The sequence below is a fragment of the Kovacikia sp. CALU 1929 genome, assembly GCF_056784235.1.
Map to the genome: position 1 here is coordinate 93,411 of NZ_JBXBCF010000064.1, position 26,663 is coordinate 120,073.

Sequence of the window (26,663 nt, forward strand, 5' to 3'; positions counted from 1 at the left end):
GCTGTCCTTAGGATCGTGGATTTAATCACTCCGCAAACTGTACGGGCGAGTTCAGCAGTCCAATTTGCCTGGTGCGATGGATTGGGTGGCAAAACCCGCCCCTACCCAATTCCGAACTTATTGAATTCTCATTCCTTAATAGATTGATCAGAGCAGAACTCCAGTTTCGGTGCCGCACTTGAAATTCTGCCCAGTTGAGTTTTCCTCTCAGATTCTCGATTTCTGGTGACCCAATCCAATGAATTAAACCAGTTCAATGAGAAACCTATCGCCTCAATCGATAACTCCTGGCAGTTGTGCTTTGATCTGTACCGTTGTGGGGGATAATGTTGGCTACCATGTGGTTGGCACAGAAACATAATGCAGCAAATGTTCGTCTCTTGAGTACCATCCTCTTGAATGCCATCTAACGATGGTTCTGGCTGGACGTTTGATCCTATGAATCTGGGCTATTTTTTGGAAAGCATGATTCCTGTTCGGGAATAGTTTGGCACCTACTATAAGGGTGATTTATTTATACTGTCTGTCCGGCACCTTCTATTAAGAGTAGTAAGTCTTACCTAACATTGAAATCTCGCGATCGCTACTTGCAGCTACTGGTATATATTCGACCCCAGGGTCGAATTATTGTGCAAGGGCTGCTCTGTACGTTGGTTTTTATGGCGATCTGGCCCCTCCTGGCTGGGATTGCCGGTGAAATTGCCGTATCCATTGCCAGAGGGGATGTGCTGACGATTGCCCGTCTCGCTGGCATCAGCACCATCATCTTTTTGATCCAGAAGGTAGCTCAATACGGGCAGGACTCATTGATTGCCAAGGCATCACTGGCGATCGCCTTCAATCTTCGTAAACAGGTCTATGCCCACCTTCAGCGTCTTAGCCTCAGCTACTTTGAGAAGGTTCAGAGTGGCGATCTTGCCTACCGACTGACGGAAGATATTGACCGGGTAGGCGAGGTTGTCAATAAGGTGTTTCACCAGTTTGTACCCAGCCTGCTGCAACTGGTGGTTGTTCTGGGCTATATGGTCTACCTCAACTGGCAACTGACCCTGGCAGCCCTGATCATTGCCCCCTTGATGGCAGTCCTGATTACCTTTTTTGGTGAGCAACTGCGTAAACTCTCTTTCCGCAGCCAGAGCCGCATTTCAAATCTTTCAGCCATGCTGGTTGAAGTGTTTAGTGGAATGCGGTTACTCCAAGCATTTGCGGCAGAGGAATATATGCTCGATCGCTTCAGTCGGGAAGCAGAGCGTAATCGCCGAACTCGCTACCGAACTGAGCAGTTGAAAGCCATTCAGCTTCCGGTGGTAGGGTTTTTAGAGTCCCTCAGCCTGTTGCTGCTGCTGCTCCTGGGCGGCTGGCAGGTTTCTCAACAAAACCTGACGGGTGGGCAGTTTGTCAGCTACCTGACGGCTGTGTTGATGCTGATTGATCCTATTTCCCTGGTAACCAGTAATTACAACGAGTTTAAGCAAGGAGAGGCATCGCTGGAGCGAATCTTTGAGTTGTTGGATATTCAGCCAACCGTCGAAGATCGACCGGGTGCTTCCGTTCTCCCCCAGGTAACCGGCAAGGTTGAGTATCGGAATGTCAGTTTCGCCTATCAGCCTATACAGCCTGTGTTGAAGGATTTGGATTTGCTGGCAATGCCAGGAGAGGCGATCGCCCTGGTGGGTTCCTCTGGTGCCGGAAAGTCAACGATGGCAAACCTACTGCCCCGCTTTTACGATCCACAGGAAGGACAGGTTTTAATTGATGGCATTGACATCCGGGATGTCACCCTATCGAGCTTGCGGCGACAGATTGGTATTGTCCCCCAGGAAACTATTCTTTTCTCCGGCACGATTGCCCAAAACATTGCCTTTGGGCAGGAAGATTTTGACCTGGAGGCAGTTCAGAAGGCAGCCATGATTGCCAATGCCCACCAGTTTATTGATGAATTTCCCCAGGGGTACCAAACCTGGGTAGGAGAGCGGGGTGTTAACCTGTCTGGCGGACAGCGTCAACGGTTGGCGATCGCCCGCGCCGTGCTGCTCAACCCCCGCATTCTGATCCTGGATGAAGCGACCTCTGCCCTGGACTCGGAATCAGAATTACTGGTGCAGGAGGCATTGGAGCGGCTGATGCAAAATCGGACTGTGTTTATCATTGCCCACCGGCTGGCAACCGTTCGCCGCGCCGATCGCATCCTGGTATTGGAACAGGGACGCCTGGTAGAGTCTGGCACTCACGCCGAACTGCTGGATCAGGGGGGACGGTACGCCAGGTTTTATGCCCAACAGTTTCAGGAGTAGGTTGGAATGTATTGGATGGTTCCCCTCCGCGTCGCCCAGAGCAACCGTTCCTTTACTGCGTCCTTTAAACTCAACTTGACGTTGCTGATTTTGGGTATGAATTGAAAGTTGGATGAATTGGAACGAAGTTTCAATTCATACTGCTATTCAGCACCACCCTCAACTTTGCTCCGCAGCGGTGATGGATGATTTGAGCAGGGGGAGTTGGATCGTGAAGGTTGCTCCCTTGTCCTCCCCTTCGCTAGTCGCGTTGATAGTACCACCGTGAAGATTGACCAGATGATGGGCGATCGCCAGTCCTAACCCCAACCCTCCATGAAATCGGGTGGTGGTACTGTCTGCCTGCCGAAAATGGTCAAACACATGGGGCAAAAAATCGGGCGCGATGCCAATGCCAGTATCGGTGATGATGATTTGGACGAAGCGACTGTCGGGTGTCGGATGTAATGCTACTTCAACGATGCCGCCTGTTGGTGTGAATTTGATGGCATTGGAAATTACATTCCAAATCACTTGCTGGAGTCGTTCGGGATCCCCAGAAATCATGGGTAGGTTTGGCACAAAGTTGGTTTCGAGTATTACCTTTTTGGCATCTGCTAAGGGGCGGGTGGTTTCCAGCACGGCAACCATGAGGTCGTTGAGGTTGACTGGCTGAATTGAGAGGCGCAGTTTGCCCTGCACAATCCGGGAGACATCCAGGATATCTTCAATCAGTTTTGCCTGGGATCGGGCGTTGCGTTCGATCGTTTCCAGGGCACGGCTGGTGGTCACTTCGTCAATTTTTTGGGTCAGCAGCAGCTTAGACCAGCCCAGAATAGAATTGAGCGGAGTCCGCAGTTCATGGGAAACCACGGCTAGAAACTCATCTTTCATCCGGTTAATCGTTTCTGCCTGTTGGCGAGCAGCTTGCTCTAACAGAACCTGTTCCCGCATCGCTTCGGCTTCTTGGCGCGTGGTGATGTCTTCAATAGTGCCTACATGCCCAATCAGCTTGCCCTGATCAGAAAACATGGGGGACGATCGCATGTAGGTCCAGCGCAGAGTGCCATCGCTTAACTCAAAGCGGTATTCCGCAGAAAACTCTTGCCGTTCATGAACCGTGCTTTGCCAATCTGCGATCGCCCGTTCCCGGTCTTCTGGATACAAAAACTGCATCCACCCTTCTCCCAGGCTTTCTTCCAGGGTAAAGCCGCAAATTGCCTGACAGCGAGGGTTGGTATAGATACACTGTCCTTCCACATTCAGTAGAAAAATCCCAACCGGAGAGCAAGCACTGAGGCAACGAAACCGTTCCTCACTTTTGCGGAGTTCTGCATTCATCGCCACCAGTTGCTCTGCCTGTCGTTTGATTTCCTCTGTTTTTTGAAACAGATCAACGAAGACTCCAACTTTTGAAGCCAGGACAACCGGATCAATGGGTTTGAGCAGATAGTCTACAGCTCCCAAAGAATATCCCTTAAACACAAACGCATCATTGGTACTGAATGCCGTGATAAAGATAATGGGTGTGTTGCGCGATCGCTGGCGTTGGCGGATCAAATTTGCCGTTTCAAACCCATCCATCCCCGGCATCTGCACATCCAGCAAAATGACCGCAAAATCCTGATCTAGCAGACACCGTAAAGCTTCTTCCCCTGAATGCGCCTTAACCAGGTTATGCCCAGGTTTGTTTAAAATTGCCTCCAGTACCATCAAGTTTTCAGGATGGTCGTCAACCAGAAGGATATTGGCTTGGATGTCGTCGAGATACATAGAGGTGGGTTGAGCAGACGGGGGAGGGAAGGGGGGAAAGAGGTTTGAGTTGAGAGTTTTGAAGCTTATCAGTAATGGGTTGTTAGTTGTTAGATTGTCCTTCTAAAGATAAAAACCAACCACCAACCACTATTTACCTGACGCCTGACACCTACCCCATCACCGATAAAGCCAGACTCGCAACAACGACAGCAGTTGCTCTGTATCCACAGGTTTAGTGATGTAGTCGGAGGCTCCGGCTTCGATGCATTTTTCGCGATCGCCTTTCATAGCTTTGGCGGTGAGGGCAATCATCGGTAAGCAGGCAAATGCGCTGACCTGACGAATGGCTTGCATGGTTTCGTAACCATCCATTTCAGGCATCATCACATCCATTAACACAATATCGATGTCTGGGTTGTTTTGCAGGATGGTAACGCCGTCGCTGCCGTTTTCGGCGTAAAGCACCAGCATCTGGTAGCGCTCCAGCATACTGGTGAGGGCAAAAATGTTACGCACATCGTCGTCCACAATCAGCACTTTTTTGCCTGCCAGAATTGGGTCGCTTTGCTGAATCCGTTCCAAAATCTGCCGCTTGGGGGCAGGCAGGTTCGCCTGGATCCGATGCAGAAAGAGAGCCGTTTCATCCAGTAGGCGTTCGGGCGATCGCACATCTTTAATGATAATCGTGTCAGCCAGTCGCCGCAGTTCGGTTTCTTCCGGGTGGGTCAGTTCCTTGCCGGTGTAAACAATGATGGGGATGGGAATGGATGAGATGGGGGAAGAATCGGCGGCTTCGACGGTTGCCCCGATGTGGCGGATTTGCTCAATCAGTTCAAATCCGTTCATGTCGGGTAGTCCCAGATCCAGCACAACGCAATCGAAGTGATTCGACTGAAGGGCTTCCAGTGCCTCTGCCCCTGACCCCACAGCCGTGCTGGCAACATCGCCATTGCCAATCAAGTCCACAATGCTCTGGCGTTGAATCGGGTCATCTTCTACCACTAGCAGGTTTTTTACCGGGCGTTCGATGAATTGCTTGATCGCATTTAGCGCCTGAGCCAGGACATCGGCGTTGATCGGTTTTTGCTGATAGGCGATCGCGCCCTGCTGCAAACTGCGCTGAAGTCCCTCCTCAACGGACATGATATGCACGGGGATGTGGCGAGTGTTGGGGTCGTGCTTCAGCCGATCCAGGATCATCCAGCCATCCATAACGGGTAAGCGAATATCCAGAATGATGGCAGTGGGTTTAAATTCCTTCGCCATCGCTAATCCGACATCGCCACGGGTGGCTGCCAGTCCCTTAAAGCCCTGCTCCCGCACCATATCCAGCAAAATCCGGGCAAAGTTCACGTCATCTTCAATGATCAGCAGGGTGCGATCGTCGGGCTGAAGTTGGTCGCGATCGTCCTCCAGGTCGTTTTCCATCAACAGCAACGTGGTTTCTGACTCTGGGAGTAAGACCATCTGAGCCGGGTCGAGGGCAGATCCATTCGGTTGCCGGAACAGGGTGAGCCGTTCTCTGACTCGGTTTGGTTCAAAGGACACGTATGCCTGGGGCAGGTAGAGGGTAAAGGTACTGCCCTGACCCAGTTCACTGGTCAACCGAATTTCGCCACCCAGGAGTTGAGCAATTTCCCGACTAATCGACAAGCCCAAACCGGTACCACCATATTTGCGTGAAGTGGTGCCATCCGCCTGCTGGAACGCCTCAAAAATGACCTGAAGCTTGTCGGGGGCTATCCCGATACCGGTGTCGGTGACCGCAAAGGCAATCACCGTATCTGCCCGGTTTAATGATTCGTTGTGCCCGTTCCAACCGTCGGTTGCCACACTGACACTTAAGCTGACCTCGCCCTCATCGGTAAACTTGAAGGCATTGGACAGCAGGTTTTTCAGCACTTGCTGAAGCCGCTTGGAATCGGTGTAGATGGCACGGGGGAGATTTTCATCGAAATGAACCGAAAACTCTAGCTTCTGATCGATCGCAACCTGGCTAAAGGTGCGCTCCAGATAAGTGCTTAGGTCAGTAAACATCGTTTGATCGATCTCAACCGACATGGTGCCAGACTCAATCTTCGCCAGATCGAGGATGTCATTAATCAGTTCCAGCAGATCATTGCCAGCGGAGTAAATGGTACGGGCATGTTCCACTTGCTTGTCGGTCAAATTGCCATCACTGTTTTCGTTCAGCAGCCTTGCCAGAATCAACAGGCTATTCAGCGGCGTTCGCAGTTCATGGGACATGTTTGCCAGAAACTGGGATTTGTACTTGGATGTCAGTGCCAGTTGTTCGGCTTTTTCTTCCAGAGATTGCCGCGCCTGCTCAATTTCCTGATTTTTACGCTCCACTTCGCGGTTTTGTAGCGCCAACAGTTCAGCTTTTTCCTCCAGTTCTTCGTTAGTCTGCTGTAGCTGCTCTTGCTGGTTTTTCAGCAGTTCTTCCGATGCCTTCAAGGACTGTGCCTGCTGCTCCAACCGCTTGTTGGTTTCCGTCAGTTCTTTCTGCTGGGTTTGCAGTTCCTCTGCCAGGGATTGGGACTGTTTCAGCAACTCCTCGGTTCTCATACTGGCGGCGATGGTGTTCAAAACGATCGCGATGCTCTCCGTCAGTTGGTCGAAGAAGGTCAGATGAATTTCGCTGAACCGGCGGAAGGATGCCAGTTCAATCACGGCTGTTACCTGTCCCTCAAACAGGACGGGTAAAACCACCGCATTCAGCGGCGTTGCTTCCCCTAACCCAGAATTGATCTTGATGTAATCGGGGGGCACTTCGCTCAGCAAAATCCGCTCTTTTTCCAGGGCACATTGACCCACCAGACCTTCGCCCAACTTGAATCGGTTTGCCAGATGCTTGCGTTCCCGGTAGGCGTAGGTACTGAGCAGCTTCAGGAAGGGGATATGGGTTTCGCCCGTTTCCATCAGGTAGAAGACACCATGCTGTGCCGAAACCAGCGGAGCCAGTTCGGACAGAATGAGCTTGGACACGGTTTCCAGATCCCGTTGCCCCTGCAACATGCGGGTGAACTTCGCCAGGTTGGTTTTGAGCCAGTCCTGCTCGGTGTTTTTCTGGGTGGTTTCGCGCAGGTTGGCAATCATCTGGTTGATGTTGTCCTTCAGGACGGCAACTTCACCCTGGGCCTCGACTGCAATCGAACGGGTCAGATCGCCCTTCGTCACTGCCGTTGCCACTTCGGCGATCGCCCGCAACTGGGTCGTCAGAGTCGCGGCCAGTTCGTTGACGTTGTCGGTCAGGTGTCTCCAGGTGCCGGCGGCACCGGGTACCTTTGCCTGACCACCCAGTTTCCCTTCAATCCCCACCTCGCGGGCAACGGTCGTGACCTGATCGGCAAAGGTTGCCAGCGTGTCGATCATCTCGTTGATTGTGTCTGCCAGGGTTTCAATTTCGCCCTTTGCCTCCAGCATCAACTTGCGCTTCAGGTCACCGTTTGCCACAGCAGTCACGACTTTGGCAATGCCCCGCACCTGAGCGGTCAGGTTACTTGCCATAAAGTTCACGTTGTCGGTCAGGTCTTTCCAAACACCGGCAACCCCCATGACGTTTGCCTGTCCGCCCAGTTTGCCTTCCGTGCCCACTTCCCGTGCCACCCTGGTGACCTCGGAGGCAAAGGAATTGAGCTGATCCACCATCGTGTTAATCGTGTTCTTCAGGTCAAGAATTTCACCTTTGACATCTACCGTGATTTGCTTGGATAGGTCGCCATTTGCCACAGCCTTGGTCACTTCGGCAATGCCCCGCACCTGTGCGGTCAGGTTGCCTGCCATGGAGTTGACATTATCAGTCAGGTCTTTCCAGGTGCCACCCACACCCCGCACGTATGCCTGTACGCCCAGCTTGCCTTCGGTGCCCACTTCCCGCGCCACCCGCGTGACTTCAGAGGCAAAGGAACTGAGCTGATCCACCATCGTGTTGATCGTGTTTTTCAACTCCAGAATCTCGCCTTTGACATCCACCGTAATTTTCTTGGACAGGTCGCCGTTTGCCACAGCGGTCGTGACTTCGGCAATATTCCGCACCTGCGCCGTGAGTGAACCCGCCATCGAGTTAACGGAGTCGGTCAGGTCTTTCCAGGTGCCAGCCACCCCCCGCACCTCTGCCTGTACGCCCAGCTTGCCTTCGGTGCCCACTTCCCGTGCTACCCGCGTCACCTCCGAGGCAAAGGAGTTGAGTTGATCCACCATTGTGTTGATCGTGTTTTTCAACTCCAGAATTTCGCCTCGGACATCGACGGTGATTTTCTTAGACAGATCGCCGTTTGCCACAGCCGTAGTTACAGTGGCAATGTTCCGCACCTGTGCCGTGAGCGAACCCGCCATGAAATTAACGGAGTCGGTCAAGTCTTTCCAGGTGCCCGCCACCCCTTTCACATCTGCTTGCACCCCCAGCTTTCCTTCGGAACCGACTTCCCGCGCCACTTTTGTCACCTCAGAAGCAAAGGCGCTGAGCTGATCCACCATGATGTTGATGGTGTTTTTCAGTTCTAAAATTTCGCCTTTCACCTGCACGGTAATTTTCTTAGAGAGATCGCCATTGGCGATCGCCGTCGCCACTTCGGCAATGTTCCGCACCTGCCCGGTCAGGTTACTTGCCATCGAGTTCACATTGTCAGTCAGGTCTTTCCAGGTGCCAGCCACCCCCCGCACCTCTGCCTGCACCCCCAGTTTTCCTTCGGTGCCCACCTCACGGGCAACCCGCGTGACTTCAGAGGCAAAGGAACTGAGCTGATCCACCATCGTGTTGATCGTGTTTTTTAGCTCCAGAATCTCGCCTTTGACATCCACCGTAATTTTCTTGGACAGGTCGCCGTTTGCCACAGCGGTGGTCACTTCGGCAATATTCCGTACCTGTGCCGTCAGGTTGCCTGCCATCGAGTTGACAGAATCGGTCAGGTCTTTCCAGGTGCCTGCCACCCCAGGCACCTCTGCCTGTACCCCCAGTTTGCCTTCGGTTCCCACTTCCCGTGCTACCCGCGTCACCTCCGAGGCAAAGGAGTTGAGCTGATCCACCATGATGTTGATGGTGTTTTTCAGTTCTAAAATTTCGCCTTTGACATCCACCGTAATTTTCTTGGACAGGTCGCCGTTTGCCACAGCGGTGGTCACTTCGGCAATGTTCCGCACCTGAGCTGTGAGGGAACCTGCCATGAAGTTGACGGAGTCGGTCAGGTCTTTCCAGGTGCCCGCTACCCCCCGCACGTCTGCCTGTCCCCCCAACTTGCCTTCGGCTCCCACTTCTCGCGCCACCCTGGTCACTTCGGAGGCAAAGGAGTTGAGCTGATCCACCATGATATTGATGGTATTTTTTAACTCCAAAATCTCACCCTTGACATTGACGGTGATTTTTTTAGAGAGGTCGCCCGTGGCGATCGCCGTTGCCACCTCGGCAATGTTTCGTACCTGCCCGGTCAGGTTACCTGCCATTAAATTTACAGAGTCGGTTAGGTCTTTCCAGGTGCCCGCTACCCCCTGCACGTCTGCCTGTACGCCCAGTTTTCCTTCCGTGCCCACTTCTCGCGCCACCCTGGTCACTTCGGAGGCAAAGGAGTTGAGCTGGTCTACCATCGTGTTGATCGTGTTTTTTAGCTCCAGAATTTCGCCCTTGACATCGACGGTAATCTTCTTGGACAGGTCGCCGTTTGCCACAGCGGTGGTCACTTCGGCAATATTCCGCACCTGTGCTGTAAGGGAACCTGCCATGAAGTTGACAGAGTCGGTCAGGTCTTTCCAGGTGCCAGCCACGCCCCGCACCTCTGCCTGTCCCCCCAACTTGCCTTCGGCTCCCACTTCCCGGGCCACCCGCGTCACCTCCGAGGCAAAGGAGTTGAGCTGATCCACCATCGTGTTGACAGTATTTTTTAGCTCCAGAATTTCGCCCTTGACATCGACGGTAATCTTCTTGGACAGGTCGCCGTTTGCCACAGCGGTGGTCACTTCGGCAATATTCCGTACCTGGGCGGTCAGGTTGCCTGCCATCGAGTTCACAGAATCGGTCAGGTCTTTCCACGTGCCCGCCACCCCCCGGACCTCTGCCTGCACTCCCAGCTTGCCTTCCGTCCCGACCTCCCGTGCTACCCGCGTTACCTCGGAGGCAAAGGAGTTGAGCTGGTCTACCATCGTGTTGATCGTGTTTTTTAGCTCCAGAATTTCGCCTTTGACATCGACGGTAATCTTCTTGGACAGATCGCCGTTTGCTACAGCGGTGGTCACGTCAGCAATATTCCGCACCTGAGCGGTTAAGTTGCCTGCCATCGAGTTGACGGAGTCGGTCAGGTCTTTCCAGGTGCCCGCCACGCCCTTTACGTCTGCCTGTACGCCCAGTTTTCCTTCTGTGCCCACTTCCCGCGCCACCCGTGTGACTTCGGAGGCAAAGGAGTTGAGCTGGTCTACCATCGTATTGACAACGTGGGCAGTTTGGAGGAATTCTCCTTGCAGGGGTCTGCCTTCAATTTCAGTGGCGATCGCCTGCGACAAATCCCCATTTGCCACTGCCCGAATCACCCGTGCGGTTTCAGCCGTGGGCTGCACCAGGTCGCTAATCAGGGTATTGATCGAGTCAACCGCTGTCCTCCAGGACCCTCTCGCACTGCCCAGCGAAGCCCGTTCATTAATCTTGCCTTCTTTACCCACTACCGTACTGATGCGATCGAGTTCCTCGGTCATCCGCTCATTCATCTCGATGATGTCATTCAGCGCATCCGAAATTTTTCCAGCAATCCCCGTTTGGTCAATGGGCATCCGCGCCGAAAAGTTCCCCTTCTTGATCTCTGTCAAAATCCTTAAAAGCTGTTTGAGATCGAGACTATCGGTGTCGCTGGCGGCTTGTGCAGTGGGCATAGTTTAGTCCTTCGGCAAAATATCCGGTCGTAAAGTTACCGCTATTAGCACTGTCTTTCTAGTGGATAAACAGTATCTGCCATCTCTACTGACAGCGATTTTCAAATAAGTAAACCACAGTTGCAGGGGGATGGGTGGATGGTTTTAATTCCACCAACTTATAGCGTTCTTGAATCCAGTGAGGTACATGGATAGCCGTAGCATCCTTAAGTCAAACAGATGAGATGAACCTCATCCAGAAAGGAACCGCTATAACCGGGCAAATACTGGGCAAATAAGTTGGCTACGTATTTCTACTTAACGGTAGATGAAATAAAACCTTCAAGCTGTTTAATTCAAAAGTATTATGGATCCGTTCTATTGTCCGATAGATAGGGCGATTAGTGTCTTCTGTCGCAAGACATAGGTTATGACTCCCCTTTCCTGCCGTGGGATAGAGGTAGAAAGTGATCAGCCGTTGAACCGTTGAAATTTATGCATTGATTCCACGGTTGAAGGGGGAGGTGTTATATTGCCTTTGATGATGAGGAACTTCTTTGCAGCACCCATCCGATCGCACTCCCAGTCCCGATGGCATTCCAGGTGTAGACCTGGATGAGTTGGTGTCAACGATTTCTAAGGCAATTGTCCTGTCCAGGCAGACCCAGGAATTTGAGCCTGCGCTGGTGATTCGGGATGAGTTGCGCCGTCTTCCAGGTTTTCTGCTGACCGAAGTTTTGAATGGGGTAATGCTGAATCTGGTTAAGACCGATCCAGAACTATGCCGCTGGTTTATTCTCGATATTTTTCTGCATGAAGCGGATCCAGAGGGCAAAGCAGACGTAGCAGAACGGATTAATTTACTGCTTGCCGATCTTCAGTCGATGCAGTAAAAGGATGTACAACTAATTTGCCCTCTCCCAATGGGCTACGGTGTATACAGATCTCGGCTTCGTTAGAAACTGGCTCTGGGGGACTTCCCCCCAGTCCCCCGCCTTTTGGGGTCCTAACTCCCCCAAACCCCCCGCAAGGGTCTAGCGTTGGGGCTTCAAGTCTAGCGCGACGAGAATCGGTCAAAAATGCCTCAAACTTCAAAGACAACCGCTCCCCTTGCCACCCGTTTGCCCTTGCTTGAAGACCCAGTGGGATGAAGGTTGCGATTGACGACGAGATCGCATCGTTTTGGAGGGAGTGCGGGGGACGCAACCTGTTTTACGGGTGAGAACTGACAAAGCTTGTCTCGTGTTCTCACCCGTAAAAACTCTGCAACGGGGGGATTGGGGGGCAGCCCCCCAATCAGGGTTTTGGCATTCACCGTTGACTCTGCGATCACCTACCGATTCAACTTTTACACTTGTGTATACGCAGTAGCCCAATGGGAGAGGGCTAGGGTGTAGCTTGCTTCCCGGAGGGTGGGCGTTCTTGTGGGCATTTCATCAAAGTCGCACATCGCATCAGTAAGAGGCGATCCTTAAAGGTGATGCGTTAGCGTTATGGTTATTACCTATGTCACGTTCTTGCTTGCAGAACAATCGCTACGATTTGGGAAATTTTGGACGGTGAATGGAACAGGTAGGGTATCCCTTCTGAGATAAAGGGGATGTCGGGGTTGCCCAATTTGAGTCAGCCCCAGGCAGTAGAGAGATTGCTCTGACAGAAGGGTAAGGGCGGTGCGATCGCGTCCTTGTAGACTGCCTCCATTTCCCCATGCCAGAACAATTTGTTTAACTCGTTTCTGCAACGAAATTAGATAGAAGTCGGTTTCTCCCCCAACCGGATCCGCAACCCGTCCCAATTCAACGGGATTAGTTGTGCGGTAGGCAAACAGATTCACCACTTCTAACCCGCCAAATCCCCAGGTGTGGGCAAATCCTACGCATCGCCGAATGGTAGGATCATCTACCAAACTATCAGCACGACTGGGATTCAGCATCACAAAGCCAACTTTAGGAGTTTGCCAGTCCCACTCGCGCCAGAGGGAATAGCGGTAACGTCCCGACTTATCAAAGATGGCGCTCTGGTTTGTCATGGCATATTGGTGATTCCTGGACTGCTACTTCCTATTAAATCGCCAGAGGGACTCGTGGCAGAATAGAGGAGCACTGCGCTGCATGGGGAATAGGAATGATGAAAGACACCAGGCTGGCGCTGGACTCAGTCTTTTACCCGGAGTCTGACGGTCAACCGATGACTGAAAGTGATGCAACTCGTGATTATTTGCTCTACTGTGTCGAAGTGCTCCGGCTTTACTTCCAGAGTCGGCAGAACGTTTATGTCTCTGGTAATTTGTTTGTTTACTACCAGGAAGGCAATCCCCAGGCAGTGATTTCCCCGGATGTGTTTGTGATCTTTGGGGTGAGTCACCGCAAGCGGCGCAGCTACAAAGCCTGGCAGGAAAACGGTAAATTGCCCTCATTCATTCTGGAGATTACTTCCTACAGCACTCGACGGCAGGACGAAATCGAAAAGCCCCAGCTTTATAGCAGTCTGGGGGTGCAGGAATATTTTCAGTACGACCCGACCGCAGATTATTTGAATCCTCAGTTGAAGGGGTTTCATCTGGTGGAGGGTCGCTATGAAGCGTTACCGCTGGAATCTACCCCTGAGGGCACCCAATTCATCCGCAGCCCCGTGCTAAGGCTGGATCTGCAACTACAAGTGCCTGTGCAACAGGGGTTAGGCATCCTTCCCCTGCCCCGGGAACTGCGATTTTATGACCCCCAGACCGGGTTAAAGCTGCTGACCCGGCAAGAAGTTGAGCAGGTGCGCGAACAGGTAGAACGGGAACGGGACCTGGCACAGCAGGAACGGGACTACGCACAGCAGGAACGCGATCGCGCACAGCAACGGGCAGAGCGACTGGCAGCCCAATTAAGAGAAATGGGACTCGACCCAGACGAGGTTTGAGTCGGAAATGTTCCTGCAAAGTTAGAAGTTGAAGAATCCAGCAAGATAGGGAGAAGCACTCCGGGTTTCCCTTCTGATCAATGTCTTGTGTATCATAGTCTTCCATTGAAGAGAGTATGAGTCATGCAGGTACTGGTCACTGGCGTTGCCGGATTTATTGGATTCTTTCTGGCAAAACGGTTGCTTGAGGATGGCTTTGAAGTCTATGGCATCGATAACTTGAATGATTACTATGATGTCAACCTGAAAAAGGCACGGCTGCAACAATTGAATTCCCACACTCAATTTACCTTTCAGTTCGCTGATTTGAGCGATCGCCCCACGATTGCCCAGATCTTCCAGGCACAGAGGTTTGACTATGTGGTGAACCTGGCTGCCCAGGCAGGGGTGCGCTATTCGCTGATCAATCCTTCAGCCTATACAGACAGTAACCTGACAGGGTTTGTCAATCTCCTGGAAGGCTGCCGTCATCATCCGGTCAAGCATTTAGTCTTTGCCTCCTCCAGTTCGGTCTATGGCAACAGCACCAAAGTTCCCTTTTCGACCCAGGACAATGTGGATCGTCCCATTTCTCTATATGCGGCAACTAAAAAGGCAAATGAGCTAATCGCCCATACCTACAGTCATCTCTATGGCATTCCGACCACGGGACTGCGCTTTTTTACGGTCTATGGTCCCTGGGGACGACCGGACATGGCGTATTTCAAGTTTGTGCGGGCAATTGAGGCGGGTAATCCCATTGATGTCTATAACTTTGGCAAGCTCCAGCGCGATTTCACCTATGTTGATGATGTGGTCGAGGGAATTGTGCGTGTCATGCATCACCCCCCCCAACCCGGTGCAGTGACGGAAACTGAGGCGGCGATCGCCCCGGCTGCCTACAAGCTCTATAACATTGGCAATCATCGCCCAGTTGAGTTGCTTTATTTTATTCAGGTGCTGGAGCAACTTTTGGGCAAGGAGGCACAGAAGAATATGTTGCCTATGCAGCCAGGAGATGTGCTGACCACCTATGCAGACGTGGAAGATCTGATGCGAGATGTCGGCTTTGCGCCCCAGACTTCCATTGAGACAGGGTTGAAGCGATTTGTAGACTGGTATCGGGACTATTACAAAGCTTTCTGATCTAACCAAGCGTGCAGGTATAATGCCCTACCCTGAAGCATTGTTGAACCGTAAAAGCTCATTTACTCCGGATACGGTTCTTAACAGATGTAAAAATGTAGTGGGTTGGTTCACCCGTTCGGTTCCTGTCAACGGGGTGACTCATTAAATACCAAAGTTTAGGAGTGGGCTTTGATGGTCATTCGATCTCGGTCCCTCTAACGTAACCTTCTTCGGTCTGATGCCGTTTTAATCATGGGGGAGGTCGTATTGCAGAAGCCGTGTACCCGAAATCGAAAGCGATCGAAGCGACGGGCGATCGCCTGTCCTGTTCATGGTTGCTACCTGGACAGTGTCAGTCAAAAGTATCCTTTATTTGCGGACCGGGCTGGGCAACTGCAACAGCGGGGAATGAACCGGCGCACTGCCCTGATGCTGATGCAGTCAAAAACGGCTGTACCGCTGGTGGGTGAGTGGCTGGAAGCTTTCTGGTGCGTGGAGTGCCAGGAAACGAAGTGGTATCACATCCGCAGGCAGGAGAGTAGCCATCCATCTAAAGCCGCGACCTATATTGTGGCGATCGCGCCGCCTGAACTGTGGCAACAGGCAACGGGGATGATTCACCCCAACGGCAACCCTTCTGTGGGAGAGTTTACCCGCCGCCATGCGCGTATGGTTGGGCATCGAGGCATGCGGGATTTTGTGTTTGTGGGTTAGGTGTAACCAATCAGTTACACTCAGGTTAAATTCGTCATCACGGTTCAACGACCTGAGCCATGTACCAGACCAACCCGCCGCGCCCGCCCCAGGAAACCCTGCCAACCATGTATGATCTTCCCAGTGAAGATCCGGAGGAACCTGGCTTGCCCGATGAGTTTCACCTGGCTCAACCCCGCTTACTAGACGAAACTGGCGGGGACATTACCAGAATGCAGACGGTTTATGGCTGCGCTGGTATGATGCCGAAGGCAATTGGCTCCCTACGGCAGAAGAGCGATCGCAGCAGGAACAGCAACGGGCTGAGCAGGAACGTCAGCAAGCAGAGCAAGAGCGCCAGCGGGCTGAGCAGGAACGCCAGCGGGCTGAGCAGGCTGAGGAGTTGCTACAGCAGGAACGACAACGGGCAGAAAAGTTGGCTGCCCGATTGCGAGCGTTGGGACTTGATCCGGATCAGTTGTAGCAGGACCCCCGAATTAGTTTTAACCTCAGGCTTTGGATCCCCGGAATTTGGGACATTCCGGGGATTTTGGGCGATCGCTTTCTGTTGGGTAAACTTTAAAGAATCTAAAAAGAAGCTGAACTTATATCAAGGTTCTCTCCTGATGGCAGGTTTGAGGTCTGTATAGGTTTAGAGAAATTGCAAATGCTTTTTCTGGAAACGTACTGCTCAGGGGCAATTGATGAACCATCACAAACCGCAGCAAACGAATCCATCTGAGATCGACCATTTGCCTATGTCTGCATCAGCTCGCCCCAAGCAAGTTAGCTACACGTCTGCAAGCTGGTTTCGCCAACCGGGACCGCCTATCTGGAAAAAGATGGGGAGAGACTTGCTGGCATCACGGGAACTGGCTTGGCGGTTAATGGTCAAAGACTTAAGTGCTCAGTACCGTCAGTCACTTTTGGGGATTGCCTGGGCGTTTATTCCACCGATTATTCTGGCAGTAGGTTTTACGTTTGCAGCAAATTCAAACGTGATTAACATTGGCGAAACGGATATTCCCTATCCTGCCTATGTGATGCTGAGTACGATGCTGTGGCAGACGTTTGTAGAAGCATTGAATGGTCCCATTCAGGCGGTGACGGGTGCTAAGACGCTGATGGCAAAGATCAACTTTCCCCGTGAGGCGATCGTGTTGTCGAAGTTGGGTCAAGTTTTTGTCAACTTTGGCATCAAGTTAATTTTAGTGGTTGGTGTGTTTCTCTGGTTTCGATTGTCTGTCCCCTGGACGGTGTTGATTGCTCCGGTAGCTTTGATTCATCTGGTTGTGTTCGGCACATTTTTGGGGTTGCTGCTGGCACCCTTGGCAGGGCTATATACGGATGTAACAAAGGCGCTTCCTTTAATTATGAGTCCCTGGCTTTTGCTAACGCCTGTGGTCTATCCAGTACCTGAGAGTGGACGCTTTGCAGAGATTGTGAGACTGAATCCGGTGACACCACTTCTGGTCACAGCGCGAGAACTGGCAACTATAGGTACCGTTTCTGAGCCGTTGGGTTTTTGGATTGTCAGTGGAGTTGCCTTTGCAGGTTTATTGGTAGCCTGGATTCTTTACCGTGTTGCCATGCCCTATGTCATTGAAAGAGTTAGTTCTTAAACATGGTTGAAGCACTAAGCCAGAATTACGAAGGGATGACCCATTCCAACTCAGAGGAAGTCATTCTTTCGGTGAATGGGGTTTCTAAAAAGTTTTGTCGAGATTTGAAGCGATCGCTGCTGTATGGGGTTCAGGATATTGCATCTGACCTGGTGGGGTTACGGCAGGAAAGTGACCAACTGCGCCCAAAGGAATTTTGGGCTTTGCAAAATGTTAGTTTTCAACTCCGTCGGGGAGAAGCTTTGGGGCTGGTTGGTAAAAATGGCAGCGGCAAATCAACGCTATTGCGGATTATTGCCGGGTTGATTAAACCGGATGCCGGATCAGTGGAAGCGAAGGGACGAATTGCACCCCTGATTGCGTTGAGTGCAGGCTTTAACCCAATCCTGACTGGACGAGAAAATATCTATGCCAATATGTCAATTTTGGGTCTTTCCAAAAAAGAGATTGATGAACGTTTTGATGAGGTAGTGGAATTTGCTGAGATTGGAGACGCGATCGAGTCACCATTACAGACCTATAGCTCTGGCATGGCAGCACGATTAGGATTTGCGTCAGCAATTCACACCGACCCAGATGTTCTCCTGCTTGATGAAGTATTGGCAGTAGGAGACATTAAATTCAGAGCAAAGTGTTATCGAAAACTTGCTTCATTACTTCAGGTAGGGACAAGCTTCATTATGGTTTCCCACGATCCGCAGTCAATCCTTCAGATTTGTAATTCTGCAATTTATTTATTTAAAGGAGAGCTAATCTGCACAGATACGACATTTAATGTGATGCAGAAGTATGAACAAGACTTGTTTTTGGGCGATAAGAAGACAAATCTACCAGGTTTTTTAGAGTTGCAGGAGAGACCCTCCCACGAAAGCCAGGGCTTGGATATCCAGTCAATCTTTTTTAGTAGCTCACAGGATGACTTACTTCAACAGCCACTTAGAAGTGGATTTCCAACAAAGCTTCATATCCTTTGTAAGGCAAGGAAATGCTTCGAGAATATAAACGTCTACTTAAAGGTATCTCAGATAGGAGGCGGTGAAGGCGCAGTCCTGCAAATAGATACAGCTAACGATGGCAATTCATTTGAAGTTGAACCAGGCATATATGTCATGAGTTTAGAAATGCCTTATCTCGGCTTACCGTCAGGTGTTTATTCAATGAGTGTAAAGCTTAAACAAGAGAGAATTTATACACTTGATTTTGTTGAATCTTTCCAATTCACTGTGGAATCATCTGGAACTATGCATAATTGTCGATTCTACCAACCGAGAAGTTGGAATATCGCTAAGAAGCAATAGCATCGCTACAAGAGCATTACTAACATCCCTACAACTTAAAGCGAGGAAATTAGCATGTATTCTAAGCTAGAACGCCAGCATCGCTTAGTAAGGGTCTGGTCCAATCGCGAACTTGAAAAAATATCAAGTTTATTTACTGGTACGGTCATTAATGTCTCTGCCGCTAATGATCAAGATAAAGAAGGGGGCTTTTATAGTGATTATTTCTCTAATAGATCTACATATTTCATAACCAATTATGCTGGGGATGATGGTTATCACTCAAGGGAAAATGAAATTTTACTTGATATGTCGATAGACATACCTGATGAGTTAAAGCATGGCTTTGATGTAGTATTCAACCATACTATGCTTGAGCATGTTTTCGACATATTTACAGCTTTTAGGAATCTATGTCAGCTATCTAAGGACATTGTTATTGTTATTGTCCCTTTCTCACAGGTTCAACATGCAATCAATCGATCCTATGGTGACTATTGGAGATTCACCCCATTAGCCCTTAGGAAGCTGTTTGAGGAAAATGGATTAAAGGTTATTTATGAGGCGGAAAGTCCATTTCACGATTCCTCAATTTATTTGCTCTTTGTAGGATCACGTCATCCTGAAAAATGGATAGATACTATTCCAAATTTCACCCCTATTAAGCAAGCAGGTAAATGGATTGGGAACACTAACACTATTACGGGTGGTGTGCATTCAGTAGTCAATTACGCACAATTGAAAAAGCTAATTAAAAATCTATTTCAAAAACCACGTTTCTCATCCTAGTAGTTAATGTTTGAAAGGATTGGAAGTTGAATCTGTTCTCTACCCCTATGCTGAACCAAACTCTAAAGCCGACAACCATTACAGCTATAATTCGCTCTGCTGGAGAACGAACGGAAGCAGCCTGCCATAATCTGATGGCACAACAGATTCCTCAAAAAAACATCGTGATAATTCGTGAAGTCCCTTTTGCTGCTGCTGTTGCTAAAACCTTTGAAGTTGGAATTGAGCGAGAATTGCCGTGGACTTTGTGCATTGATGCAGATGTTCTTCTACGAGAAAATGCGGTTCTGGATCTCCTTGAAATTGCAAATCAAGCAGAGGAGAATATTTTTGAAGTTCAAGCAAGCATCTTGTGCAAGTTTTTTGGAGGGCGTAGACCTGCTGGCAATCACCTTTACCGCACTTCGTTACTAAAAAAGGGATTATCTTGTGTTGCCGATGCCAGTTTTATCAGGCCGGAAACAGAAACGATTAACCGCATGAAAGAGCAAGGTCATCCATTTGTTGAGGTTGGGATGATTGTTGGTCTTCATGACTATGAGCAGTTCTATAAGGATATTTACCGTAAGTGTTTTGTCCATGCGCGTAAACATGGCGAATTGAGCCAAAAGTTATTTCAGCCAATGTGGTCGAGATTTGCAGCAGAAGACCCTGATTTTGAAGTTGCTCTTTGGGGCTTGCAAGATGGGCAAAACTTTACTGGAGAGATACAAATTGATGTACAACAGTTTCCAGAACAGATTAATGAGCGATTGTTGGAACGAGGTTGGCAAGAGAAAGCAAACTTAAGCATTAATCACCATTTAGGCAAAGACGTTTCTCATATTATTAATCACTTTGTACCTGCACCCGAGTTTGCTCTAACACACCCTCAAAGGATTACTAATTCAAGTAACAAAAATATAGGGAATAGAGAAAGACTCAAATCTTTATATAGGCATTTCCAGAAGCTGGTTTTACCTTGGTGAATTTATGGATATTATCTCATTCTTTCGCAGGTTGATTCGGTATTCTATTAGAAAAATTAAAACGTACAAAATCAAGTGCTACTTAAAGTCGAGGAAACTGAGCAGTGTTAAAAGCTTAATTTGTTTTGGGAAAGTTAAATTTATAATCGATCAATCTTCCAAAATCCATATTGGTGAAAAGGTTATTTTTGATGATTGTGAAATTTATCTGGAAAAGCATTCAGAAATTTATATTGCTGACGGAACTGTTATTAAAGGTGCAAGAATTCATCTGGCAAAAAGGGCAACTCTGAGAATTGGTACTCATGCTCTGATTGAAAGAATTGAGCCTTATCCTCAAGCTATTAATTTATCAAACGCTACTTGTTCTATTGGTCATGGTTCCAGGATTCGAGCTTCTATTAAAGGAGGTGGCGGGGCTGAAATAAAGATTGGTCAGAAAACCTTTATCAATCAGGGTACGGAATTACGATGTCTCACATTCCTATCCATTGGAGATTATGTGTTGATTTCCTATGAGGTTGATATTTTTGATAACAACACTCACTCCACCGATTGGCAGAACAGGCGCGACATGATTTTATCCAGCTCCATGCACACTGTGATCGATAAAACACGCCCAAAAGCAAAGCCAATTGTTATTGGAGACGACTGCTGGATTGGCAAAAGAGCCGCTGTCCTTAAAGGAGTCACTTTGGGCGATCGCTCCATTGTTGCCCTTGGTGCCATTGTGACCTCTTCTATTCCAACGGATTGCGTGGCTTATGGCAATCCTGCCAGGTGGAAACCGATAGAATTACCAAAACCAGATGTGGCTGAAATAAGCTCAAATTAGACCTCCGATTTTTCCGGAAAAATCGGAGGTCTGGGCAACTCAATAATTACTCATAATTCATAATCTTCTATGACCAAAGCTCGTTTATTAATTGCGTTAAATACCAGGTATCAGAATTTAAGACGCTATGTTTTAGAACATTTGAGAATTGATTGGTACTCAAGACCCGCTTTCAACGACCTTGATTGTAAATTAGCCAATTATCTTCCTGCGAAAGGAGTTTTTATTGAAGCCGGAGCACACGATGGATTTACAGAAAGCAACACCTATTACTTGGAAAAAATCAAAGGCTGGCAGGGCGTGTTAGTCGAGCCGATTGAAGGCAACTTTAATGCCTGTGTGAAAACCCGCTCCAAGTCAAAGGTCTACCACTGTGGGTTGGTTTCCTCTGCCTACTCTAAACAGACAGTTCAGCTTTGCTCCGGCGGGTTGATGTCATTTGTCACTGACGTTTACACCGACTCTAAAACCAGAGAAGAACAAATCGGCAAAGTGAAAAAATACTTCCAGCCTGTTGAAGTCGAAGTGGAGGCAAGAACCTTGACTTCAGTTCTAGATGACAGCGGGTTTTCAACCTTTGACCTTCTATCATTAGATGTCGAGGGGTATGAGCTAGAAGTCCTCAAGGGACTGGATTTGGGAAAATATCACCCTACTTTTATGTTGATTGAATGCCGTGATCCAGACAGCAAAGTTGAAATCGCCACTTATCTGTCTGGGCATTACTCTTTAGTCGCCCAACTCACCCATCGAGACTTTCTATTTCAGGCTATAGATGCCTCTGGTTCAGTATGAAACCATTAGTCAGCGTCATTATTCCCTGCTACAACGCTGAAAAGTTTGTTGGCGAGGCAATTACCAGTGCCCTGACCCAGACCTACCCCAATGTTGAAGTGATTGTGGTAGATGATGGATCGAGCGATCGCAGCGTTGAAATTATCCAATCCTTCAAAGATAGAATTCACTATGAAGTAACTCCTAATCGAGGAGCCTGTGCCGCTCGTAATCTGGGTTTGAGCCTGAGCCAGGGTGAGTACATTCAATTTCTGGATGCGGATGATGTTTTGGTATCAACCAAACTTGAACGGCAAGTTCCACGGCTAATTTCTGGTGAGGCAGATCTTGTTTTTTGCAAAGGTTATATTTTTGGCGATGGTCGTCCGAAACGTCCCAAAAAAAGCCTTATAAAATCACCTGTAGGCATTGATCCCTTTATTTACTGCTTGAACCAGGGACTAAGCACAGAAGGACCATTGCATCGTAGAACTTGCCTTGAGAAAGTTGGTGGTTTTACTGAAGGCTTACCCCGTGCCCAAGAATATGATTTACACCTTCGGCTTGCTTCCACAAATATCAAAATATGTTTGCTGGATGAGCATCTTTACGAACATCGAAATCACGATGATCCTGGCAGGATCACACGATTCAATTTGCCATCAGATCATTTGCTTCAGCTATTTCTCAACCTTGAAATCATATTGATGCAAGGGGATCCCTACAAAATGTCGGAGGAACGAATTCAAGCACTGGCGAGTCAGATTTTTCAACTCTCAATCTATGCTTTTCGCAATGGCTGTGAACAAACCGCATCGGAAGGATTTGGCAGAGCAAGAAGACGATCTAACCAGCTTGTTTATGCAGAGCGAAGCTGGTACAAGTTTATAGCTAAACTGGTCGATCCCTTATATATTGAGCGGCTTCTAAAACACGGACGGATGTATCGAAGGCTTTTGTTGAATAATTGAAACTTGGAATTAGTTAGTGAAATAGGTAAACAAAGATAATGGCTTTACGCGGCGCTGTTTTTGGCTGGTATCACAACCGAAATGCTGGGGACGATCGCATTGCTCAATGCATTGAAATGTGGCTTCATAACCATCAATTGACATTTCTACCCCATACTGAAACCCCTCCCCTTAAAATATTACAAAGAAGTGACTACGTCATTTTGGGTGGTGGCAGTATTGCCAATCAGGTGTATGGTGCATTTAAGGATATGCGCCAGTGGATATCCAGGGTCGAAATTCCGGTATTCGGAGTGAGTTTAACCGTGAGCCATCATGATGCTTTCAAGCATGAGCTTAAATCTATTCCACAAACTGGAGGTACAATCTGGGCGCGGGATTTAAAGACTCTAGAATGGCTAGATTTTGCTGATAGGGACGTTATTTTCGGACCTGATATTTCCTGGCTATATCCGCGATATTTCCCTTATGAAAAACATAGCAATCTTGTTGGTGTGAACTTTCGCCCCTGGAATAAAGTCGATTGGGAACCTCAGGTATGGAAGGCTACTCTAGAAGAGCACTTAGGGGATGCTGTTTTTCCCTGGCCTCTCTGTTTTGGTAAGGATGCAGATCTGAATGTTTTACGAGAAGTAGCTGATGTCAGTAGTTGTCCTACTGAGTTTGATCCGACATTACCTAGTCGTAGTCAATTGATTATCGCAATGCGCTACCACGCCATTATTTTTGCGATTCAAGCAGGTACCCCATTTATTGCTGTCGATAATACTCGCAAAGTCAGAGATTTGCTGGAACAGGTTAAGTTACAGCATATTTCAGTGCCATTAAATGATCCTGGTCAGTTTAAGCCAATGCTGGATCATGTTAACCAAACCATTAATACTTCGTTGCTCAATCAAATTACACAGGAAATGTCGGCTCAGACCTGGAAGGTGGCAGATCTCATGAAACAAAGAATTGAAGAATCTGCCTATGCCTGCCGAGAACGCAGAAAGAGATTGCTTTTCAGAATCAGCCATAAGTTAAACAAGTTAAGTTTTTGAATGCACAAATTTCAATAAGGACGGACAGTTATGGTAGTTAAGTTGCAACAAAAAATGAATACAGTGACATCCTATCTGGCGCGTCCTAATACCTATCCATTCTTAGTGCGTTTAATTAAAACAAAAATTTTGGGAGGCTCCATGTCTCTGGAACAAACCCAGACAAGAGCTGCCGATTGGTGCCAGAGACAAGCAGTTACCACGCTAGAAGCGATTCAGCAGATGACAGGCAAAGAAGCCATCACTCCGATTCAGTCTATTTATGCATCTGTCTTTGAACAGGCAGAAACCAGAGTAGACCAGTGCCCCCAGAAAATGGGAGGAGCGGGCAATCTTGATTTGATCTATACCATTGCCCAATACTTTAAAGTAGCCCAGGTCATTGAAACGGGGGTTGCTTACGGTTGGTCATCTCTAGCAATCTTACTGGCAATTTCCAAGCAACCTTCTGCTCACCTGATAAGCACCAACTTACACTACTCCCGCTATGGGGATGACAGCTATGTTGGCTGTGCCGTTCCAGAAGACTTAAAACCATTCTGGACCCTTTTGAGGGAAGGCGATCGCACGGCATTACCAAAAGCTCTGACAATGCTTCCTGAATATGACCTGTGCCACTACGACAGTGATAAAACCTATGGAGGCAGAATGTGGGCTTATCCCTTGCTATGGCAGGGTTTGAAGATTGGAGGTTGTTTTATCTCAGATGACATTGGTGATAATCTTGCGTTTGCTCATTTTTGTCAGATGCTCAAAGCCAAACCAATTATCGTAAAAATGCCCAGTTCAACTGGCGAGAAATATGTGGGCATCCTCTTCAAAACAAACCATACCCCACCACGTCCGATTATGTTTTGAGCACGGTTCAACTGCCCATTGAGAGCTTAAATTATTGAGCTTACATCATCATGCGAATTGCCTTTGTTACCCCAGAGTTTGTTACTGAACCCTCCTACTCTGGCGGCTTAGCCAACTACCTGGGACGGGTCACTGTTGCCCTGGTTAAGCAAGGACACGACGTTCACGTCTTTACCCGCTCTCAGCAAAACGAAACCATCGAGTTTCAAGGCGTAACCGTTCATCGCGTCGTTCCCCTCTGGGATCGCAGAATGATTCTGGATCACATTGATCCGCTCGTTCCCAGAGCCTTTTACAACCCCTACCAGGACTTCAAAGCCGCCTGGTGTCTGTGGCGAAGATGGGCGCATATTCATCAAACTGCACCATTTGACCTTGTTCAGGTTGCTAATGTCATGGCAGTTGGGTTGTTCTTTCGCTGGGTGCGGCATACGCCAGTCATCACTCGCATGTCCAGCTACCGTCCCTTTTGGGATACCGCTGCCGGAATTACCGTTAACGATGGCGTTAAATTACGTTGGTGGATGGAACGAGTGGCGGTCACGGGCACCCGCCATATCTACGCGCCAACCTACTTCGTCGCCGGTCAGGTGCAAAAAGGCTACTCTATTCCCCAGGTGGATGTACTGGAAACGCCCTTTTTCGTCGAACAGCCTACCTATGACACCACCGTATTTGAGCAGGTAGCAGCGGGGAAATCTTACCTGCTTTACTTCGGTCGAATGACCCAAATGAAAGGGGTTCACATCCTCACCGAAGCGCTACCAGAATTACTGAACCGCTTCCCAGACCTGCATGTCTTTTTTATCGGCGGTAGCGGTCCCGCCCCTGATGGCAAACCAATGGCAGATTACATTCGCGATCGCCTGCAACCCTTTCAGGAACGGGTTAACGTTCTGGACTCCATGCGGCATGACAAACTTTATCCATTTATTGTCAATGCGAGGGCCATCGTGCTGCCATCCATCATGGATAACCTGCCAAACACCTGTCTGGAAGCAATGGGACTGGGCAAACTGGTTGTTGCGACGACGGGTTCATGCTTTGAGCAGGTTATTGAAGATGGGGTTTCTGGCATCCTGGTTAGTCCTGGAGATGTCCAGGCTTTAGTTGCTGGAATCAGTCGGGCATGGCAGATGGATGAAACAGCCCACAACCTGATGCAGGAACAGGCTATGCAAAGTGTCAGTCGATTGCACCCTGTGCAGGCAATTCCCCGGCTGATTCGGTACTACGAGTCAATCCTTGCAAAGCAAAAGTAACCCACTCAACAATCTGAAACTACTGCCCTGCCAACCATCCTTCCAGATCAGACAGGCTGGAAAAGTCCAGTAAAGCCTCGCCTAAAGCTTCCAGTTGGGATAAGGATAGCGGGTCGATTTGCGATCGCACCGCATCCGGCAACTGTCCAACCCGTCGAGCGAGTTGGCGCAGGACGAGCGATCGGGCTGCCTGCTGAAGTCCTTCTTCTCTGCCTTCTTCTCTGCCTTCTGCTCTGCCTTCTTCTCTGCCTTCTGCTCTAGTAGTCTGTCAGCTTTGATTTGAGGGGTAATTCGATGATAATTTAAGCCATCGCGTTTACTTGAGATTCATGGCAAAAAAGAAATACATCGTCTCTCTGAGTGCTGAAGAACGAGAAGAGTTGGAGGGGCTGACAACAACAGCCACAGTTGCTGCTTACAAAAAGCACCATGCCCGGATACTGCTAAAAGCCGCTACGAACAAGGAGGGAGGTGGATGGACGGATGCGGCAATTAGCCAATCCTTAGACATTAGTGTGGCGACGATTGAACGGGTACGGCAACGCTTTGTCGAAACGAGCTTATAAGCAGCCATAAGCCGAAAAGTGCAGCCACAACGCAAAAAACGACGCTTAGATGGAGCGCAAAAAGCTCATCTGATTGCCATCACATGTAGTGAAGCCCCTGAAGCACAGGCGCGTTGGAGTCTGCGACTC

General features: G+C 49.1%; 21 protein-coding genes and 1 pseudogene. 17 read left to right on the forward strand and 5 right to left on the reverse strand.

Annotated features, from left to right (window positions below; genetic code table 11):
* Positions 1-566 precede the first annotated feature (566 nt).
* On the forward strand, positions 567-2,294 hold the full coding sequence (locus tag AC1S52_RS11595; protein WP_482029163.1) for an ABC transporter ATP-binding protein: 1,728 nt from the start codon (positions 567-569) through the stop codon (positions 2,292-2,294).
* Positions 2,295-2,453: 159 nt separating this feature from the next.
* Here AC1S52_RS11595 and AC1S52_RS11600 read toward each other — a convergent pair whose 3' ends face one another.
* Positions 2,454-4,046: a hybrid sensor histidine kinase/response regulator gene (locus AC1S52_RS11600; RefSeq protein WP_482029164.1), complete on the reverse strand. Its 1,593-nt coding sequence runs from the start codon at positions 4,044-4,046 to the stop codon at positions 2,454-2,456.
* Positions 4,047-4,205: 159 nt separating this feature from the next.
* Entirely contained in the window at positions 4,206-10,883 is a 6,678-nt protein-coding gene (locus tag AC1S52_RS11605) for a HAMP domain-containing protein (RefSeq protein WP_482029165.1), read from the reverse strand.
* A 536-nt stretch (positions 10,884-11,419) separates the two neighbouring features.
* Here AC1S52_RS11605 and AC1S52_RS11610 point away from each other — a divergent pair.
* Positions 11,420-11,755: a hypothetical protein gene (locus tag AC1S52_RS11610; protein WP_482029166.1), complete on the forward strand. Its 336-nt coding sequence runs from the start codon at positions 11,420-11,422 to the stop codon at positions 11,753-11,755.
* Positions 11,756-11,946: 191 nt separating this feature from the next.
* Here AC1S52_RS11610 and AC1S52_RS11615 read toward each other — a convergent pair whose 3' ends face one another.
* Together AC1S52_RS11615 and AC1S52_RS11620 are read right to left on the reverse strand one after the other, a co-directional pair.
* A complete protein-coding gene (locus AC1S52_RS11615; protein ID WP_482029167.1) occupies positions 11,947-12,195 on the reverse strand; it encodes a hypothetical protein in 249 nt (82 codons plus the stop codon).
* Between the two features lie 171 nt (positions 12,196-12,366).
* Positions 12,367-12,891 (reverse strand): DUF1643 domain-containing protein, encoded by a 525-nt coding sequence (locus AC1S52_RS11620; RefSeq protein WP_482029168.1) that lies wholly within the window; start codon positions 12,889-12,891, stop codon positions 12,367-12,369.
* A 95-nt stretch (positions 12,892-12,986) separates the two neighbouring features.
* Between AC1S52_RS11620 and AC1S52_RS11625 the strand changes: the two genes are divergently transcribed.
* The 14 genes from AC1S52_RS11625 to AC1S52_RS11690 all read left to right on the forward strand — a co-directional run bounded on the left by AC1S52_RS11625 (position 12,987) and on the right by AC1S52_RS11690 (position 25,968).
* Positions 12,987-13,769 carry a Uma2 family endonuclease gene (locus AC1S52_RS11625; protein WP_482029169.1) on the forward strand — a complete coding sequence of 261 codons (783 nt, stop codon included), beginning with the start codon at positions 12,987-12,989 and terminating at the stop codon, positions 13,767-13,769.
* A 123-nt stretch (positions 13,770-13,892) separates the two neighbouring features.
* Positions 13,893-14,894, forward strand: a complete 1,002-nt coding sequence (locus tag AC1S52_RS11630; RefSeq protein WP_482029170.1) for an NAD-dependent epimerase — start codon at positions 13,893-13,895, stop codon at positions 14,892-14,894.
* Positions 14,895-15,128: 234 nt separating this feature from the next.
* The gene (locus AC1S52_RS11635; RefSeq protein ID WP_482029171.1) at positions 15,129-15,590 is read left to right on the forward strand and encodes a hypothetical protein; all 462 of its coding nucleotides are present in this window, start codon (positions 15,129-15,131) and stop codon (positions 15,588-15,590) included.
* A 59-nt stretch (positions 15,591-15,649) separates the two neighbouring features.
* Positions 15,650-16,219 (forward strand): hypothetical protein, encoded by a 570-nt coding sequence (locus tag AC1S52_RS11640; RefSeq protein WP_482029172.1) that lies wholly within the window; start codon positions 15,650-15,652, stop codon positions 16,217-16,219.
* A gap of 108 nt (positions 16,220-16,327) precedes the next feature.
* Positions 16,328-17,191, forward strand: coding sequence for an ABC transporter permease (locus AC1S52_RS11645; RefSeq protein WP_482029173.1), 864 nt, complete (start codon positions 16,328-16,330; stop codon positions 17,189-17,191).
* A 2-nt stretch (positions 17,192-17,193) separates the two neighbouring features.
* The gene (locus tag AC1S52_RS11650) at positions 17,194-18,489 is read left to right on the forward strand and encodes an ABC transporter ATP-binding protein (RefSeq protein ID WP_482029174.1); all 1,296 of its coding nucleotides are present in this window, start codon (positions 17,194-17,196) and stop codon (positions 18,487-18,489) included.
* A gap of 54 nt (positions 18,490-18,543) precedes the next feature.
* Positions 18,544-19,257, forward strand: coding sequence for a class I SAM-dependent methyltransferase (locus AC1S52_RS11655; protein ID WP_482029175.1), 714 nt, complete (start codon positions 18,544-18,546; stop codon positions 19,255-19,257).
* Positions 19,258-19,304: 47 nt separating this feature from the next.
* Positions 19,305-20,225, forward strand: coding sequence for a hypothetical protein (locus tag AC1S52_RS11660; RefSeq protein ID WP_482029176.1), 921 nt, complete (start codon positions 19,305-19,307; stop codon positions 20,223-20,225).
* Positions 20,226-20,229: 4 nt separating this feature from the next.
* Positions 20,230-21,060, forward strand: coding sequence for an acyltransferase (locus AC1S52_RS11665; RefSeq protein WP_482029177.1), 831 nt, complete (start codon positions 20,230-20,232; stop codon positions 21,058-21,060).
* Positions 21,061-21,129: 69 nt separating this feature from the next.
* The gene (locus AC1S52_RS11670; protein ID WP_482029178.1) at positions 21,130-21,855 is read left to right on the forward strand and encodes an FkbM family methyltransferase; all 726 of its coding nucleotides are present in this window, start codon (positions 21,130-21,132) and stop codon (positions 21,853-21,855) included.
* On the forward strand, positions 21,852-22,805 hold the full coding sequence (locus tag AC1S52_RS11675) for a glycosyltransferase family 2 protein (protein WP_482029179.1): 954 nt from the start codon (positions 21,852-21,854) through the stop codon (positions 22,803-22,805). The genes AC1S52_RS11670 and AC1S52_RS11675 overlap by 4 nt, the downstream gene beginning before the upstream one ends.
* A 38-nt stretch (positions 22,806-22,843) precedes the next feature.
* The gene (locus tag AC1S52_RS11680; protein ID WP_482029180.1) at positions 22,844-23,848 is read left to right on the forward strand and encodes a polysaccharide pyruvyl transferase family protein; all 1,005 of its coding nucleotides are present in this window, start codon (positions 22,844-22,846) and stop codon (positions 23,846-23,848) included.
* Between the two features lie 30 nt (positions 23,849-23,878).
* Entirely contained in the window at positions 23,879-24,706 is an 828-nt protein-coding gene (locus AC1S52_RS11685; RefSeq protein WP_482029181.1) for a class I SAM-dependent methyltransferase, read from the forward strand.
* Positions 24,707-24,756: 50 nt separating this feature from the next.
* Complete coding sequence (locus AC1S52_RS11690; protein WP_482029182.1) at positions 24,757-25,968, forward strand: glycosyltransferase family 4 protein; 1,212 nt, start codon at positions 24,757-24,759, stop codon at positions 25,966-25,968.
* A gap of 19 nt (positions 25,969-25,987) precedes the next feature.
* Here AC1S52_RS11690 and AC1S52_RS11695 read toward each other — a convergent pair.
* Positions 25,988-26,164, reverse strand: a pseudogene (locus AC1S52_RS11695) (DUF4351 domain-containing protein); the annotation flags it as partial.
* Between the two features lie 133 nt (positions 26,165-26,297).
* Between AC1S52_RS11695 and AC1S52_RS11700 the strand changes: the two are divergent.
* Complete coding sequence (locus AC1S52_RS11700; protein ID WP_482029183.1) at positions 26,298-26,534, forward strand: hypothetical protein; 237 nt, start codon at positions 26,298-26,300, stop codon at positions 26,532-26,534.
* The last annotated feature ends 129 nt before the right edge of the window (positions 26,535-26,663 follow it).